This is a genomic window from Nonomuraea glycinis, assembly GCF_014646515.1.
In the GTDB taxonomy this organism is placed as follows: Bacteria; Actinomycetota; Actinomycetes; order Streptosporangiales; family Streptosporangiaceae; genus Nonomuraea; species Nonomuraea glycinis.
In genome coordinates, this window is sequence record NZ_BMNK01000007.1 from 35,612 (window position 1) to 50,297 (window position 14,686).

The following is a 14,686-nucleotide window of genomic DNA, read 5'->3' on the forward strand; positions in this document are numbered from 1 at the left end:
GACTCCGTCATCACGTACGAGGAGATCGGTTCCGTGAGCATCCGCGTAGGCGTCAACGGCTTCGGCCGCATCGGTCGCAACTTCTGGCGCGCGGTCGCCGCCAGTGGCAAGGACATCGAGATCGTCGCGGTCAACGACCTGACCGACAATGCGACGCTGGCCCACCTGCTGAAGTACGACAGCATCCTGGGCCGCCTGCCGTACGAGGTGAAGGCCTCCAGCGACGAGATCACCGTGGACGGCAAGGCCATCAAGGTCTTCGAGGAGCGCGACCCGGGCAAGCTGCCCTGGGGCGACCTCGGGGTCGACGTGGTCGTGGAGTCCACGGGCCTGTTCACTGACGCCAACAAGGCCAGGGCGCACGCCGACAACGGCGCCAAGAAGGTCATCATCTCCGCCCCGGCGAAGAACGAGGACGTCACCGTCGTGATGGGCGTCAACCACGACACCTACGACCCGGCGCGGCACACGATCGTCTCCAACGCCTCCTGCACCACCAACTGCCTGGCCCCGATGGCGAAGGTGATCCACGACACCTTCACCATCGAGAAGGGTCTGATGACCACCATCCACGCCTACACGCAGGACCAGAACCTCCAGGACGGCCCGCACTCCGACCTGCGCCGCGCCCGCGCCGCCGCGCTCAACGTGGTGCCCACCTCCACCGGCGCCGCCAAGGCCATCGGCCTGGTCCTGCCCGAGCTCAAGGGCAAGCTCGACGGCTTCGCGATGCGGGTGCCGATCCCCACCGGCTCGGCCACCGACCTCACCGTCGACCTCGGCCGCGAGGTCACCGCCGAAGAGGTCAACGCCGCGGTCAAGGCCGCCGCCGAGGGGCCGCTCAAGGGCATCATCAGCTACACCGAGGACCCGATCGTCTCCTCCGACATCGTCACCGACCCGGCCTCCTGCATCTTCGACGCCGGCCTCACCAAGGCCATCGGCAACCAGGTGAAGGTCGTCGGCTGGTACGACAACGAGTGGGGCTACTCCAACCGCCTGGTCGACCTCATCGAGCTGGTGGGCAAGGACCTGTGACCGGAGTCCGCCGCACCACGCCGTCCGAGCGGACGGGAGGAGCTTAGTTGCGCAAGCTGGACGATCTCGAGGTGAAGGGCCGGCGCGTGCTCGTGCGCGCCGACCTCAACGTGCCGCTCGACGGCGCGACGATCACCGACGACGGGCGCATCCGGGCGTCCGTGCCCACGATCACCGCGCTGGTCGAGGCCGGGGCGAAGGTCATCGTCTGCGCCCACCTCGGCAGGCCCAAGGGGCAGCCGAAGCCCGAGTTCTCGCTGCGGCCGGTGGCCCGCCGTCTGGGCGAGCTGCTCGGCCAGGAGGTGGCCTTCGCCGGCGACGTGGCGGGGCCGAGCGCGCGGAGCACCGTGGCGAGCCTGCAGGACGGCCAGGTCGCCCTGCTGGAGAACCTGCGCTACGAGCCGGGTGAGGAGTCCAAGGACGACGCCACCCGCCGGGCGTTCGCCGAGAAGCTGGCGGACCTGGCCGAGCTCTACGTGAGCGACGGCTTCGGCGCCGTGCACCGCAAGCACGCCAGCGTCTACGATGTGCCCGCGCTGCTGCCGCACGCGGCGGGCGGGCTGGTCGTGGCCGAGGTGGAGGTGCTGCGCAAGCTCACCGAGGACACCGAGCGGCCCTACGTGGTCGTGCTCGGCGGCGCCAAGGTCAGCGACAAGCTCGGCGTCATCGCCAACCTGCTCACCAAGGTCGACAGGCTGCTCGTCGGCGGCGGCATGGCCTACACCTTCCTCGCGGCCCAGGGCCACGAGGTGGGCAACTCGCTGCTGCAGGCCGACCAGCTCGACCAGGTGCGCGGCTTCCTCGACGAGGCGGCCAAGCGCGGCGTCGACCTGGTGCTGCCCGTCGACGTGCTGGCCGCCACCGGCTTCGCCGAGGACGCGCCGTACGACGTCGTGGGCGCCACCGAGATCCCGGCCGACCGGGAGGGGCTCGACATCGGGCCGGAGACCCGCGAGCTGTTCGCGGCCAAGCTGGCCGACGCCAGGACCGTCTTCTGGAACGGGCCGATGGGCGTGTTCGAGTTCGAGGCGTTCTCCGGCGGCACTCGGGCGGTGGCCGAGGCGCTGATCGCTTCCGACGCCTTCACCGTGGTGGGCGGCGGTGACTCCGCCGCGGCCGTGCGCAGGCTCGGCCTGGCAGAAGACGGCTTCTCCCACATCTCCACCGGTGGCGGGGCGAGCCTGGAATACCTCGAGGGCAAGATCTTGCCCGGACTCGCCGCCTTGGAGGACTGACGTGAGAAAGCCGCTCATCGCCGGCAACTGGAAGATGAACCTCAACCACCTTGAGGCGATCGCGCTGGTCCAGAAGATGGCCTTCGCGCTCAACGACAAGGATTTCGACAAGGTCGAGGTCGCGGTCCTGCCGCCGTTCACGGACCTGCGCAGCGTGCAGACGCTCATCGACGGCGACAAGCTGCGCATCCTCTACGGCGCCCAGGACCTGTCCGCCCACGACGCCGGCGCCTACACCGGTGAGGTGTCCGGCGCGATGCTGGCCAAGCTGGGCTGCACCTTCGTGCTGGCCGGGCACTCCGAACGGCGTCAATACCACCGTGAGGACGACGACCTGGTCAACGCCAAGGTGCAGGCGGCCCTGCGGCACTCGCTCACCCCCATCCTCTGTGTGGGCGAAGGGCTGGAGGTGCGGCAGGCGGGCGGTCAGATCGCCCACACGCTGGGCCAGCTCGAAGGCGCGCTGCGCAAGGTCTCCGCCGATCAGGCAAAATCGATCGTGGTGGCCTACGAGCCGGTCTGGGCGATCGGCACCGGCGAGGTGGCCACTCCGGAGGACGCCCAGGAGGTCTGCGGCGCTCTGCGGGTGCGACTCGCGGAGCTCTACGACGCCGAAGTGGCCTCGTCGGTCCGTATCCTTTACGGAGGTTCGGTCAAGTCAGGAAACATAGCGGGGATCATGGCGCAAGCGGATGTGGACGGTGCGCTCGTGGGCGGTGCCAGCATCGATGCCGCGGAGCTCGTGCGTATCTGCCGTTTCTCCGAAATGCCTGGCTAACTGAGTCGTTCTGGGGGTGCGATTTGACATCAGGCCGTACCCTCAAGAAGCAAGTTTGAATCGTCACGCGTAACAGAGCATTGAAGGAACAGGCATACCGTGGAACTCGGAATCTCCATCGCCGTCACCCTGGCGAGCCTTCTCATGATCCTGCTCGTCCTGCTGCACAAGGGGAAGGGCGGCGGTCTGTCTGACATGTTCGGCGGCGGCTTCTCGTCGAACTTCGGCGGTTCCTCGGTGGTGGAGCGCAACCTGGACCGGCTGACCGTCATCACGGGTGTCGTCTGGTTCGTCTCCATCATCGCTCTGGGCCTGGTCGTCAAGCCCTGAGAGGCCAAGTAAACGCGTGACAGTGATTCTGCCCCCGTGTCTCACGGGGCGATCGAGCGAGGAGTTCATCCGTGGGTAGTGGCAACGCGATCCGTGGCAGCCGAGTCGGCGCCGGCCCTATGGGGGAGGCCGAGCGCGGCGAGGCAGCTCCGAGAGTGCGGGTCTCGTTCTGGTGCGCCAACATGCATGAGACGCGCCCCAGTTTCGCCAGCGACGCGGCGGTTCCCGAGCTGTGGGACTGTCCGCGCTGTGGGCTCCCGGCCGGCCAGGACGAGGCGGCCCCGCCTGCCCCGCCCCGGAACGAGCCGTACAAGACGCACCTGGCGTATGTGAAGGAGCGCCGGAGCGACAAGGACGGCAAGGCGATCCTCGAGGAAGCGCTGGAGCGTCTGCGTAACAACAAGTCCCCCTGGTAGGGACGGCAACGTCAGCAGGGCCCCGGCGATCGTTCTCGCCGGGGCCCTGCTGTTCTGTCACGGCCTGTCGTGGACGGGGACGCCGTCGACGAAGGTCATGCGGACCCGGGTGGTCCAGATCTCCCCGGCGGGCAGCGCGAACGGGTCACGGTCCAGCACCACCAGGTCCGCCGGGCGGCCCGGCTCGATCACTCCGGCGGGGGAGCGGTTGATCCAGGCCGAGCCCGCCGTGTAGGCGGTCATCGCGGTCGCCAGGTCGAGGCGCTGCTCCGGCAGGAACGGCGTCCGCGCCGTCGGGTAGTCCACGTGCACCGAGCCGCCCGGCTCGGTGCGGTTCACCGCCACGTGCATGGCCTGCAGCGGGTCGGCGGTCGACACCGGCCAGTCGCTGCCCGCGCAGAACCGGGTGCCGTGCGCCAGCAGGTCCGCGAACGGATACTGCCACGACGAGCGGGGCTCGCCCAGGAACGGCAGCGTCAGCTCGTCCATCTGGGCGTGGTGGGTGGCCCACAGCGGCTGCAGGTTGGCGGTGACGCCGAGCGCGGCGAAGCGCGGCACGTCCGACGGCTCGATGATCTGCAGGTGCGCGATGTGGTGCCGGTTGGCCGGGTCGGTGCCTTCGAAGCTGTCGAGCGCCTCACGCACCGCCCGCTCGCCGATGGCGTGGAAGTGCACCTGGAAGCCGAGCCGGTCCAGCTCCGCGACGTACTCCTTGAGCCTGGCCGGGTCCACGTACGACAGGCCGGTGCCACCGCAGCGGCAGTAGGGCTCCAGCGTGGCGGCGGTGAAGTTCTCGGTGATGCCGTCCTGCATGATCTTCACCGAGGTCGCCGCGAAGCGGTCCAGCCCCTCGGCGGCGGCCCGCCGCGCCACCAGGGAGTCGATCTGCTCCAGGCCGCGGGTCCTGTCCCACCACAGCGCGCCCACCACGCGGGCCCGCAGCCGCCCTGAGCGCGCCGCCGACAGGTAGGTGGGGAGCTGGTCGTCGGAGCCCGCGTACGAGCCCACGATCGCGTCCTGCCAGCCGGTGATGCCCAGCGAGAACAGGTGACGCTCGGCGCCGGCCAGGGCCGCGTCGAGGTCCTCGGCGGTGGGCCGGGGCGTGAGCAGGCCGACCAGGTCCATCGCGCCCTCGTGCAGGACGCCGCTGGGGGCGCCGCCGGCGTCGCGCTCGATCCGCCCGTCGGCCGGGTCGGGCGTGTCCCTGGTGATCCCGGCCAGCTCCAGCGCCCTGCTGTTGACCCAGGCGGCGTGGTGGTCGCGCTGGATCAGATAGACCGGCCGGTCCAGGAAGTCGAGCTGGTCGCGCCGGGGCAGCCCGCCGGGGAACGCCGTCATGTCCCAGCCGCCGCCGTCGATCCACTCCTTGCCGGGGTTCGCCTCGGCGTACGCGCGCACGGCGTCGAGGTAGTCGCCGAGGCCGTACAGCTCCGACAGGTCGCATCTGGCGTGCTCGAGTCCCGCCTGGACGGGGTGCAGGTGCGCGTCGGTGAACCCCGGCGCGAGCAGCCCGCCGTCCAGGTCCACCGTGTCGTGCCGGCCGGCCAGGCGGGTGAGCTCCCGCTCGGCGCCCACGGCGGCGACCGTCCCGTCCCGCACCAGGACGGCCTCGGCGAAGCCGCCCCGGGCGGTGAACACGCGTCCGCCTCTGAAGAGAATGTCCACAGGAGTGTCTCCCATCTCGCTGCCGCCCATCATGCCCGGACGGTCAGTGGCCGGTGATCCGGTCGGCCAGCCGGGCCAGCACCGAGGTGCGGGTCATGGAGCGTTCCCGATGGTCGGCCACCCGATAGAGGCGGTACATCGTGTGCACGCCCAGCCAGCGCAGCGGCTCCGGCTCCCACGCCCGCACCTCGCGACCCACCCACGGCAGCGTGGTCAGCGGCGTCTCCTCGCCCAGGATCAGGTCGCGCAGGGTACGGCCGGCCAGGTTGGTGGTGGTCACCCCGTGGCCGGTGTAGCCGCCGGCCCAGCCGAGCCCGGTCGCCGGGTCCAGGTGCACGGCCGAGCACCAGTCACGCGGCACGCCGAGCACGCCTGACCAGGTGTGCGCCACGCTGGAGGAGGCCGCCGCCGGGAAGAAGTCGGTCAGCAGGTCCCACAGGTCCTCGACCGTCCGTTCGTGGGTGTGACCGCGGGCGTCGACGCGGGAGCCGTACAGGTAGGGCTTGCCCCGGCCGCCGAAGGCGATGCGGTCGTCGGCGGTGCGCTGGGCGTACATGTAGTAGTGCGCGAGGTCGCCGAGCAGCTCGGCGCCGTGCCAGCCGGTCTCCGCCCAGAACGACGCGGGCAGCGGCTCGGTGACGATCATGGAGCTGTTCATCGGCAGCCACTGCCGCCGCAGCCCCCGCAGCCGGGCGGTGAAGCCCTCGGTGGCGCGGATCACATGGCGGGCGCGCACCGTGCCGTACGGGGTCCGCGCCAGGTGCGGGGCGATCTGAGTGACGGGCGTCCCCTCGTAGATCGTCACCCCCAGGTCGCGTACGGCCCGCGCCAGGCCCTGAGCCAGCTTGGCCGGCTGAATGCGCGCGCAGTGCGGGCTCCAGGTGGCGGCGACGGCTCCGGCCACCCGCAGGCGCTCGCCGGGCTCCACCAGCCGCAGGTCCTGCTCGGTGATGCCCCAGGGGCGGGCGGCCGTGACCGAGGCGCGCAGCCGGGCGGCCTGGGCGGTGGTGCGGGCCACGTTGACGACGCCGTCCTTGACGATGTCGGCGTCGATGCCCTCCTTCTCGCAGACGGCGATCACCTCGTCGATCGAGGCGTACATCTCCCGCTGCAGCCGCTTGGCCTCGGCGAGCCCGTGCGTCTTGGCGTAGCGCTCGTGCGAGCCGGCCAGGTCGCCGGTGAGCCAGCCACCGTTGCGGCCGGAGGCGCCGAACCCGGCGAACTCCTGCTCCAGCACCACCACCTCCAGGGAGGGGCGGGCCTTCTTGAGGTAGTAGGCCGTCCACAGCCCGGTGTAGCCGGCGCCGACGATGACCACGTCGGCCTGGAGGTCTCGATCGAGCGGCGGGCCGGGGGCAGGCACGCCGGAGGAGCGGTACCAGAAGGCGACATCGCCATTGACGTACCCGGGTGACAAGGGAACTCGCGCGCTCATGACGCCATATCCTGCTATATCCGGATTAGTTTGCGCATCTCGGTACGAATTCCGTGACGAAACATGGCCTTAGCGGTACCGTAACAGGTGCCCGGCATCCTTCTCATATGGGATTTATGCGCATCCGCACCACGGTCGACGAGCGGCCGGGACGGCTTGCCTCCCTCGCCGCGGCCCTTGCCGCCCGGGGTGGCAACATCCTCGGCCTGAGCGTCCAGTCCGACAGCGACGGCACCGTCGACGAGTTCGTCGCCGACATCCCCGCCCACCCCGAAGCCGTACGCGAGGCCCTGGAGGCGGCCGGCGGACGCCGGGTCCAGGTGGTCCCCGCGACCGCGCACGAGCTCACCGACGAGCCCACCCGCGCGCTGCTGCTCGCCTCCAGGCTGCGCGCCATGCCCTGGCGGCTGCCCGAACTCCTGGCCGAGCTGCTGCGCGCCGACGACGCCAGGTGGATCTATGGTGAGGCGGTGAGTGATCTTCCCGACCCGACGCAGCTCGTGGTGCCCGTCGCGCCGAGGCGCGCCGTCCGGCTGCGCCGCACCGAGTTGCCCTTCACCCTGACCGAGGCGGCCAGAGCGGCCTCCTTCGCCCGGCTGGCCCAGCCGCCGGTGGAGCAGCCCGCCGGAGAGAGCCCGATCAAGCTGGCCGACGGCGTCGAGATCACCATCCGGCCGCTCACCTCGATCTACCGCGAGGCCGTACGCGACCTGCACGACAGGTGCTCGCCGGAGGCGCGCAGGTTCCGCTACTTCACCGCCATGCCCACGCTGCCGCCCCGGATGTTCGACCGGCTCTGCGACCGCAGCCGGGGATATTCGCTGGTGGCGGGCAACGACGGACAGGTGGTAGGGCTGGCCACCCTGCACTTCACCGCCGATCCCGGCGTCGCCGAGATGGCCTTCCTGGTCGAGGACCGCTGGCAGGGGCGCGGTCTGGGCCTGGTGCTGGCCAGGATGCTGGTGGGCGAGGCGCGCGATCGAGGCTACGCCGAGGTCAGGGCCACCATGCTGTCGGACAACGTACGGATGCGCAGGCTGATGATCTCGCTGGGCGCCACCCTCGGCTACACCGAGGACCCCGGCGTGGTGGAGGCGAGGCTTCCGGTCGGAGCCGTGGCACCGGTCTGAGCCGGTGCGGGCTCTTGGCCGAGCTAGAAACCTGCCCAGGTGGGGTATCCCATCTGGGTGGATCTTGACGAGGTGGCAGGCCGGCTGTACGCGCTCGCGCCCTCGGAGTTCACCGCCGCCCGCACCGCGGAGGCCGCCGCGGCCAAGCGGGCGGGCGACGCCGCGCTGGCGCGGCGGATCGCCGGGCTGCGCAGGCCCACGGTCTCGGCCTGGGCGGTGAACCGGGTCGCCCGTGAGCATCCCGACGAGCTGGACGAGCTGCTCTCCCTCGGGCAGGAGTTGCGCGCGGCCTGGCAGGCGCAGGACGCCGCCGCGCTGGCGGAGCTGACCCGGCGGCGCGGCGAGGTGACCGGCCGGCTCGCCAGGCTGATCCGACAGAGTGGCGAGGTCTCGGCCGCCGCCGCGGCCGAGGTGGACCAGACGCTCGACGCCGCCGTCGTGGACGCCGCCGCGGCCGAGGAGGTACGGCGCGGCCGCCTGGTCAAGCCGCTCAGCTACAGCGGCTTCGCCCCGGCCCCCGCTGTCGGCCGACGTCCCGCAGGCAGGAAGAAGTCCCCTGCGGCGGACGAGGAGGTGCGGGCCGGCAAACGCGCGGAGGCCGAGGCTGAGAGGGCCAGGGAGCGGCAGGAGGCCGAGGTCAGGGCGCGGCAGGAGGCCGAGGCCGCGCACCGGGAGTGGAGCGAGGCGCTGGCCGGGGCCGAGCGGGAGCACGGCGAACGCGCGGAGAAGGTCGCCAAGCTGGAGGCCAAGCTGGCCAAGGCCCGCAAGCGGCTCGCGGAGAGCGCGCAACGTCTGGAGGTGACCAGACGCGAGGAGCGCCACGCTCGGCAACGGCTGGAGGAGTAGGGCTGGGGCCGCCAGGTGGGCCTAAGACGCCCTGGGGCGTCGGGTCGGTCCACCTCTGGCCTTGTGCTCGTAGCGTCAAGCTGGAGCCCCTACAGCGGCTCGCGAAGGGGTGCCATCTGTCGCGGAGGTACACCACCCGAGGGGGACAAGGTGAAGCGGACATTCTTGTGTGAGATATCGCCCTAAATCCTTACGGAAGGTGAAATGTCCGGCCTATCGTCGTCGGCATGACCCTCGACGCCTTCATCCAAGCTCTGCCCAAGGTCGAGCTGCACGTGCACCTGATCGGCTCCGCCTCGGTGCCCACGGTGCTGGAGTTGTCGCGCCGGCACCCGGACAGCGCGGTGCCCACCAGCGAGGAGGAGCTCCGCGCCTTCTACACCTTCCGCGACTTCCCCCATTTCGCCCAGGTCTACGGCGCCGTCAACGCGCTGGTACGGGAGCCCGAGGACGTGGCCGCCCTGGTCCTCGGCCTGGCCCGGGACCTGTCCACCCAGGGTGGGCGCTATGCGGAGCTGCAGGTGACCCCGTACGCGCACCACATCATGGGCCTGCCGAAACGCGAGGTCACCCAGGCCCTGGACATCGCCGCGAAGCAGTCCCTGGCCGAGCACGGCGTCGAGATGGCGTACATCTTCGACATCCCCTCGGAGTTCGGACGGGAGGCGGCCGAGATCACCCTCGACCACGCGCTGGGGGAACCTCCCGCCGCGCTGGTAGGTTTCGGGATCGGCGGGATCGAGCAGCGCCGAGCCCCCTTCAGGGACGTCTTCCGCGACGCGTTCGCCGCGGCGCGGGCCGCCGGCCTGCACAGCGTTCCACACGGTGGCGAGATGACGGGTCCGGAGACCATCTGGGAGGTCATCGAAGGGCTGGGGGCCGAGCGCATCGGCCACGGCATCGCCTGCCTCGACGACCCGCGCCTGGTCGCGTACCTGCGTGAGACCCAGCTTCCGCTGGACGTCTGCCCCACCTCGAACGTCCGCACCGGCCAGGTGGCCCGGATCGAGGACCACCCGCTGCCCCGCATGCTCGCCGAGGGCCTGTTCGTCACGCTCAACAGCGACGACCCGCCCATGTTCGCCACCACGCTGAGCGAGGAGTATCGCCTCGCCGCCCGCGTGTTCGGCCTCGGCGTCGAGGACCTGGCGCGGCTGGCGGGCAACGGCGTACGGGCGTCCTTCCTGCCGGCCGAGCGCAAGCGGGCCCTGCTGGACGAGATCGGCGCCCTGGCCGCCGCCTGAAGCGGTCAGGGTGAGGCGATGCGGCCCAGGCCCGGCGGGATCTTCCCGGCGGCGGCACGGTCGAGCAGGAACAGCGTCCGGCCCCGGCCACGGGCGCCCGCCGCGGGCACCTGGACCGGCCCGGACTCCGACAGCGCGAGCCGTACGGCGCCGGACTTGCCCTCACCGGCCGCCACCACCCACACCTCGCGCGAGCCCTGGATGACGGGCAGCGTCAGCGAGATGCGCGTCGGCGGCGGCTTGGGCGCGCCGTGCACCGCCACCACGGTGCGGGTGTCGTAGAGCGAGGGCATGCCGGGGAACAGCGACGCCACATGGGCGTCCGGCCCCATGCCGAGCAGCATCACGTCGAAGCTGGGAGCCGGGCCGTGGTCCTCCGGACGGGAGGCCTTGCGGAGCTCGGTGGCGTAGGAGTCGGCCGACTCCTCGGCCGACAGGCCGGAGTCGGGGCCGAGCATGACGTGCACCCGCTCGGGGTCGACGTCGACGTGGTCGAGCAGCGCCTGCCTGGCGCCGGTCTCGTTGCGCTCGGGGTCGCCGGTGGGCAGGAAGCGCTCGTCGCCCCACCAGATGTCCAGGCGCCGCCAGTCGACGGCGTCACGGGCGGGCGTGTCGCGGATCGCGGCCAGCGTGGCGACGCCGACCGTGCCTCCGGTCAGCACCAGGGACGCCGACCCCTTGGCGGACTGCACGTCGACCAGTCGGGTGATGATCCGCGCCGCCACGGCCTTGGCCAGCACTTCGCCGTCACGGTGCACAACAACAGTGGGAACACTCACGGCGACACTCTTTCACGTTTCGTCCCCGGCCAGGCCCAGGCGCCGCCGTGTGCCCACGGCGGCGCCCGGGACTCAGGGCCGGTACAGCTGGGCCAGGCGCTTGACCGCGGCCTCGTAGACCTCGTCGGTGTCCAGCCTGCGCAGCTCCTCCGCCAGGAGCTCCGACAGCTGCCGCCGGGCCAGCGCCACGTTCCTGCCGGGCTGTCCGGGGCGGGACAGCACCGCCTGGCGGGCGTCGCCGCGCACCACCGACAGCTCCCCGTCGTCGATCGCGAGCCGGACCGCGGTGATGCCGGGGCCGTTGGACACGCCGACCCGCATCTTCGCGCCGAGCCGCTCCGCCAGCCAGGCCGCCAGCAGCGGCACGCTCGGGTTGCCCGCGGCACCCTCCACGACCCCCCGGTGCACCGCGCCCACGGGCTGGTCGAAGGCGGCGGCCAGCAGGCTGCGCCACGGAGTCAGCCGGGCCCACGCCAGGTCGGTGTCGCCCGGCGCGTAGCCCTTGGCCCGGTCGGCGAGGAAACAGACGCCGTCGTCGCCGGCGTTCTTGGCGTCGGTGAGGCGTCGCTGGGCGAGCATGCCGATCGAGTCCGCCGACGGCACCTCGGGGGCGCGGCTCGGCCACCACGCGACCACCGGCGTGTCCGGCAGCAGCAGCGGGCTGACCACGGAGTCGGCGTGCTCGGTGAGCTCGCCGTACAACCTCAGCACCACGATCTCGCCCGGCGAGGACTCGCCGATGCGCAGCTCGGCGTCGAGCCGGTTGGCCTCGTCGGTCTCCCGGTTGATCACCACCAGGATGCGTGACGGATGCTCGCGCGCCGCCTCGGTGGCGGCGCGCAGCGAGTCGTACTGGTCGCGTTCCTCACAGACCACGACCAGCGTCAGCACCATGCCGACGGCGGGTGCGCCCATCTGGTGGCGCAACTGCGTCAGCTGGCTGGAGATCTTGCCCGCCGTCGTGTCGGCCAGCATGAACGTCGTCACTTAGAGCCTCCTCCAGACACGCCCGTCGCGGGCCATCATCGCGTCGGACGCCGGCGGCCCCCACGAACCCGAGGGGTACGGCTCCGGCTGGCCCTGGGTGGTCCAGAACTCCTCGATGGGGTCGAGGATCTGCCACGACAGCTCGACCTCACGCTGGTGCGGGAAGAGCGGCGGGTCGCCGATCATCACGTCCAGCAGCAGCCGTTCGTACGCCTCGGGCGACGACTCCAGGAACGACTCGCCATAGGCGAAGTCCATGGACACGTCCCGCACCTCCATGGCCGTCCCCGGCACCTTGGAGCCGAACCGCACCGTGATGCCCTCGTCCGGCTGCACCCTGACCACCAGCGCGTTCTGGCCGAGGATCTCGGTGTCGTCCTTGCTGAAGGGCAGGTGCGGCGCCCGCTGGAACACCACGGCCACCTCGGTGACCCGGCGGCCCAGCCGTTTGCCGGTGCGCAGGTAGAACGGCACGCCGGCCCAGCGCCGGTTGGCGATCTCCAGCTTGATCGCGGCGTAGGTCTCGGTGGTGGAATCCGTGGAGATCCCGTCCTCCTGGAGGTAGCCGACGACCTTCTGACCGCCCTGCCAGCCCGCCGCGTACTGGCCGCGTGAGGTGTTGAGCGACAGGTCCGCCGGCAGCCGCACCGCCTTGAGCACCTTCTCCTTCTCCCGCCGCAGGGCGGAGGCGTCGAAGGAGGTCGGGTCCTCCATCGCCACCAGCGCCAGCAGCTGGAGCAGGTGGTTCTGGATCACGTCGCGGGCGGCGCCGATGCCGTCGTAGTAGCCGGCCCGGCCGCCGATGCCGATGTCCTCGGCCATGGTGATCTGCACGTGGTCGACGAAGCTGCGGTTCCAGATCGGCTCGTAGAGGTTGTTGGCGAACCTCAGCGCCATGATGTTCTGGACCGTCTCCTTGCCCAGGTAGTGGTCGATCCGGAAGATCGAGCTCTCCGGGAAGGCGGAGTTGGTGATCTCGTTCAGCTCGTGCGCCGACTTCAGGTCGTGGCCGAACGGCTTCTCGATGACCACCCGCCGCCACGACCCGTCGGGCGCGTCGGCCAGCCCCGTCCGCCTGAGCTGCTCCACCACCACGGGGAAGAACTTCGGCGGCACCGACAGGTAGAAGGCGTAGTTGCCGCCCGTGCCCCGCAGCTCGTCGATCTCCCGCAGCGCCATGGCCAGCGCGTCGAACGCCCCGTCGTCGGAGAACTCGCCCGGCACGAAGTGGATGCCCTCGCGCAGCTGGTTCCAGACCTCCTCGCGGAAGGGGGTCCTGGCGTGGGCCTTCACGGCGTCATGGGTCAGCTTGGCGAAGTCCTGGTCCTTCCAGTCCCGCCTGGCGAACCCGACCAGGGAGAAGCCCGGGGGCAGCAGCCCCCGGTTGCCCAGGTCGTAGATCGCCGGCAGCAGCTTGCGTTTGGCCAGGTCACCCGTCACGCCGAACAGCACCATCACGCACGGTCCCGCCACCCGCGGCAGTCGCTTGTCGCGCGGGTCCCGCAGCGGGTTCGCGGCGGCCACCTCCAGTGTGGTGGAGGTGCCGGCGACGGCTGAGGCCACGGCGACGGCTTCTTCAGGGGGGCCTGCGGGCTCACTCATCTCAAACCTCCTGCGCCGCTGGGAGCGGCCGCGCGGCTCCCCACCGCGCGGCCCCGTGACAGGGAGACGGCGCCGGCCGCCTCCTCGCCACGGTGGGACAGCCTCATCAAGGGACCAGGTTCTTGCTGACGCTGTCGAGCAGTTCGTTCCACGAGGCCTCGAACTTCTGCACGCCCTCGTCCTCCAGCACCCGCACCACGTCGTCGTAGTCGACGCCGGCCTCCTTCAGCTCGGCCATGGTGTTCCAGGCCTGCTCGTAGAAGGGGCGGACGGTGTCGCCGGTGACGTTGCCGTGGTCGGCGGCCGCGTCCAGCGTCTTCTCCGGCATCGTGTTGACGGTGCCGGGGGCGACGAGGTCGTCGACGTACATCGTGTCGCGGTAGTCGGGGTTCTTCACGCCTGTGGAGGCCCACAGCGGCCGCTGCGTACGGGCTCCGGCGGCGCGCAGGCGCTGCCAGCGCTCGGAGTTCATGACCTCCTCGTAGGCGGCGTAGGCCAGGCGCGCGTTGGCGACGCCCGCCTTGCCCTTCAGCGCGTCCTTGCCGCCGATCTTGTCCAGGCGCTTGTCGATCTCGGAGTCGACGCGGCTGACGAAGAACGACGCGACCGACTCGATCGTGGCCAGGTTGAGCCCCTTGGCCTGCGCCGCCTCCAGCCCGGCCAGCCAGGCGTCCATGACCGCGCGGTAGCGGGCCAGGGAGAAGATCAGCGTGACGTTGACGCTGATGCCCTCACCGATCGCCTGCGTGATCGCGGTCAGGCCCTCCACGGTCGCCGGGATCTTGATGAACAGGTTGGGCCGGTCGACCAGCCACCACAGGGCGCGGGCCTCGGCGATCGTCTTGTCGGCGTCACGGGCCAGGCGCGGGTCGACCTCGATCGACACCCGCCCGTCGACGCCGGAGGTGGCGTCGTAGACCGGGCGCAGCACGTCGGCGGCCCAGCGGATGTCGTAGGTGGTGATGGCCCGCACGGCCTCGCCCACGTCGACGCCGCGTACGGCCAGGTCGTGCATCTGGGTGTCGTAGGCGTCGCCCTTGCTGAGCGCGCCGGCGAAGATCGTCGGGTTGGACGTCACACCGACCACGTTCTTGTCCCGGATCAGGTCGTCCAGGTTGCCGGTGCGCAGCCGCTCACGGCTGATGTCGTCGAGCCAGATGGACACGCCCTGGCCGGACAGCTTGTTCAGGATCTCGCTCAT

14 protein-coding genes are annotated in these 14,686 nt (G+C 71.0%); 8 read left to right on the forward strand and 6 right to left on the reverse strand.

The genetic code is table 11. The features are described from left to right. The first annotated feature begins 33 nt into the window (after positions 1 to 33). The 5 genes from gap to IEY87_RS20680 all read left to right on the forward strand — a co-directional run bounded on the left by gap (position 34) and on the right by IEY87_RS20680 (position 3,797). Positions 34 to 1,038: a type I glyceraldehyde-3-phosphate dehydrogenase gene (gene gap, locus IEY87_RS20660; protein WP_189140370.1), complete on the forward strand. Its 1,005-nt coding sequence runs from the start codon at positions 34 to 36 to the stop codon at positions 1,036 to 1,038. Between the two features lie 47 nt (positions 1,039 to 1,085). Next, positions 1,086 to 2,273: a phosphoglycerate kinase gene (locus IEY87_RS20665; RefSeq protein WP_189140371.1), complete on the forward strand. Its 1,188-nt coding sequence runs from the start codon at positions 1,086 to 1,088 to the stop codon at positions 2,271 to 2,273. A 1-nt stretch (position 2,274) separates the two neighbouring features. Then, positions 2,275 to 3,051: a triose-phosphate isomerase gene (gene tpiA, locus IEY87_RS20670; RefSeq protein WP_225277205.1), complete on the forward strand. Its 777-nt coding sequence runs from the start codon at positions 2,275 to 2,277 to the stop codon at positions 3,049 to 3,051. 99 nt (positions 3,052 to 3,150) lie between these two features. After that, positions 3,151 to 3,381, forward strand: coding sequence for a preprotein translocase subunit SecG (gene secG, locus IEY87_RS20675; protein ID WP_189140372.1), 231 nt, complete (start codon positions 3,151 to 3,153; stop codon positions 3,379 to 3,381). A 71-nt stretch (positions 3,382 to 3,452) separates the two neighbouring features. Continuing rightward, positions 3,453 to 3,797 carry an RNA polymerase-binding protein RbpA gene (locus IEY87_RS20680; RefSeq protein WP_189140373.1) on the forward strand — a complete coding sequence of 115 codons (345 nt, stop codon included), beginning with the start codon at positions 3,453 to 3,455 and terminating at the stop codon, positions 3,795 to 3,797. Between the two features lie 57 nt (positions 3,798 to 3,854). Here the strand turns inward: IEY87_RS20680 and IEY87_RS20685 are convergent, their stop codons facing one another. Both IEY87_RS20685 and IEY87_RS20690 read right to left on the reverse strand, forming a co-directional pair. Further along, the gene (locus IEY87_RS20685) at positions 3,855 to 5,462 is read right to left on the reverse strand and encodes an amidohydrolase (protein WP_225277206.1); all 1,608 of its coding nucleotides are present in this window, start codon (positions 5,460 to 5,462) and stop codon (positions 3,855 to 3,857) included. Between the two features lie 43 nt (positions 5,463 to 5,505). After that, positions 5,506 to 6,897, reverse strand: coding sequence for an NAD(P)/FAD-dependent oxidoreductase (locus IEY87_RS20690; RefSeq protein WP_189140374.1), 1,392 nt, complete (start codon positions 6,895 to 6,897; stop codon positions 5,506 to 5,508). A 107-nt stretch (positions 6,898 to 7,004) separates the two neighbouring features. On the opposite strand from IEY87_RS20690, the gene IEY87_RS20695 reads away from it, so the two are divergent. The 3 genes from IEY87_RS20695 to add all read left to right on the forward strand — a co-directional run bounded on the left by IEY87_RS20695 (position 7,005) and on the right by add (position 10,117). Continuing rightward, positions 7,005 to 8,027: a GNAT family N-acetyltransferase gene (locus IEY87_RS20695; protein WP_189140375.1), complete on the forward strand. Its 1,023-nt coding sequence runs from the start codon at positions 7,005 to 7,007 to the stop codon at positions 8,025 to 8,027. A gap of 57 nt (positions 8,028 to 8,084) precedes the next feature. Beyond that, positions 8,085 to 8,873 (forward strand): hypothetical protein, encoded by a 789-nt coding sequence (locus IEY87_RS20700; protein ID WP_189140376.1) that lies wholly within the window; start codon positions 8,085 to 8,087, stop codon positions 8,871 to 8,873. 227 nt (positions 8,874 to 9,100) lie between these two features. Further along, on the forward strand, positions 9,101 to 10,117 hold the full coding sequence (gene add, locus IEY87_RS20705) for an adenosine deaminase (protein ID WP_189140377.1): 1,017 nt from the start codon (positions 9,101 to 9,103) through the stop codon (positions 10,115 to 10,117). 5 nt (positions 10,118 to 10,122) lie between these two features. Here the strand turns inward: add and pgl are convergent, their stop codons facing one another. The 4 genes from pgl to tal all read right to left on the reverse strand — a co-directional run bounded on the left by pgl (position 10,123) and on the right by tal (position 14,686). Next, a complete protein-coding gene (gene pgl, locus IEY87_RS20710; RefSeq protein ID WP_189140378.1) occupies positions 10,123 to 10,896 on the reverse strand; it encodes a 6-phosphogluconolactonase in 774 nt (257 codons plus the stop codon). 72 nt (positions 10,897 to 10,968) lie between these two features. Further along, the gene (locus IEY87_RS20715) at positions 10,969 to 11,883 is read right to left on the reverse strand and encodes a glucose-6-phosphate dehydrogenase assembly protein OpcA (protein ID WP_189140379.1); all 915 of its coding nucleotides are present in this window, start codon (positions 11,881 to 11,883) and stop codon (positions 10,969 to 10,971) included. Beyond that, the gene (gene zwf, locus IEY87_RS20720; protein ID WP_225277207.1) at positions 11,884 to 13,485 is read right to left on the reverse strand and encodes a glucose-6-phosphate dehydrogenase; all 1,602 of its coding nucleotides are present in this window, start codon (positions 13,483 to 13,485) and stop codon (positions 11,884 to 11,886) included. It lies immediately after the preceding gene. 106 nt (positions 13,486 to 13,591) lie between these two features. Beyond that, a complete protein-coding gene (gene tal, locus IEY87_RS20725; RefSeq protein ID WP_189140380.1) occupies positions 13,592 to 14,686 on the reverse strand; it encodes a transaldolase in 1,095 nt (364 codons plus the stop codon).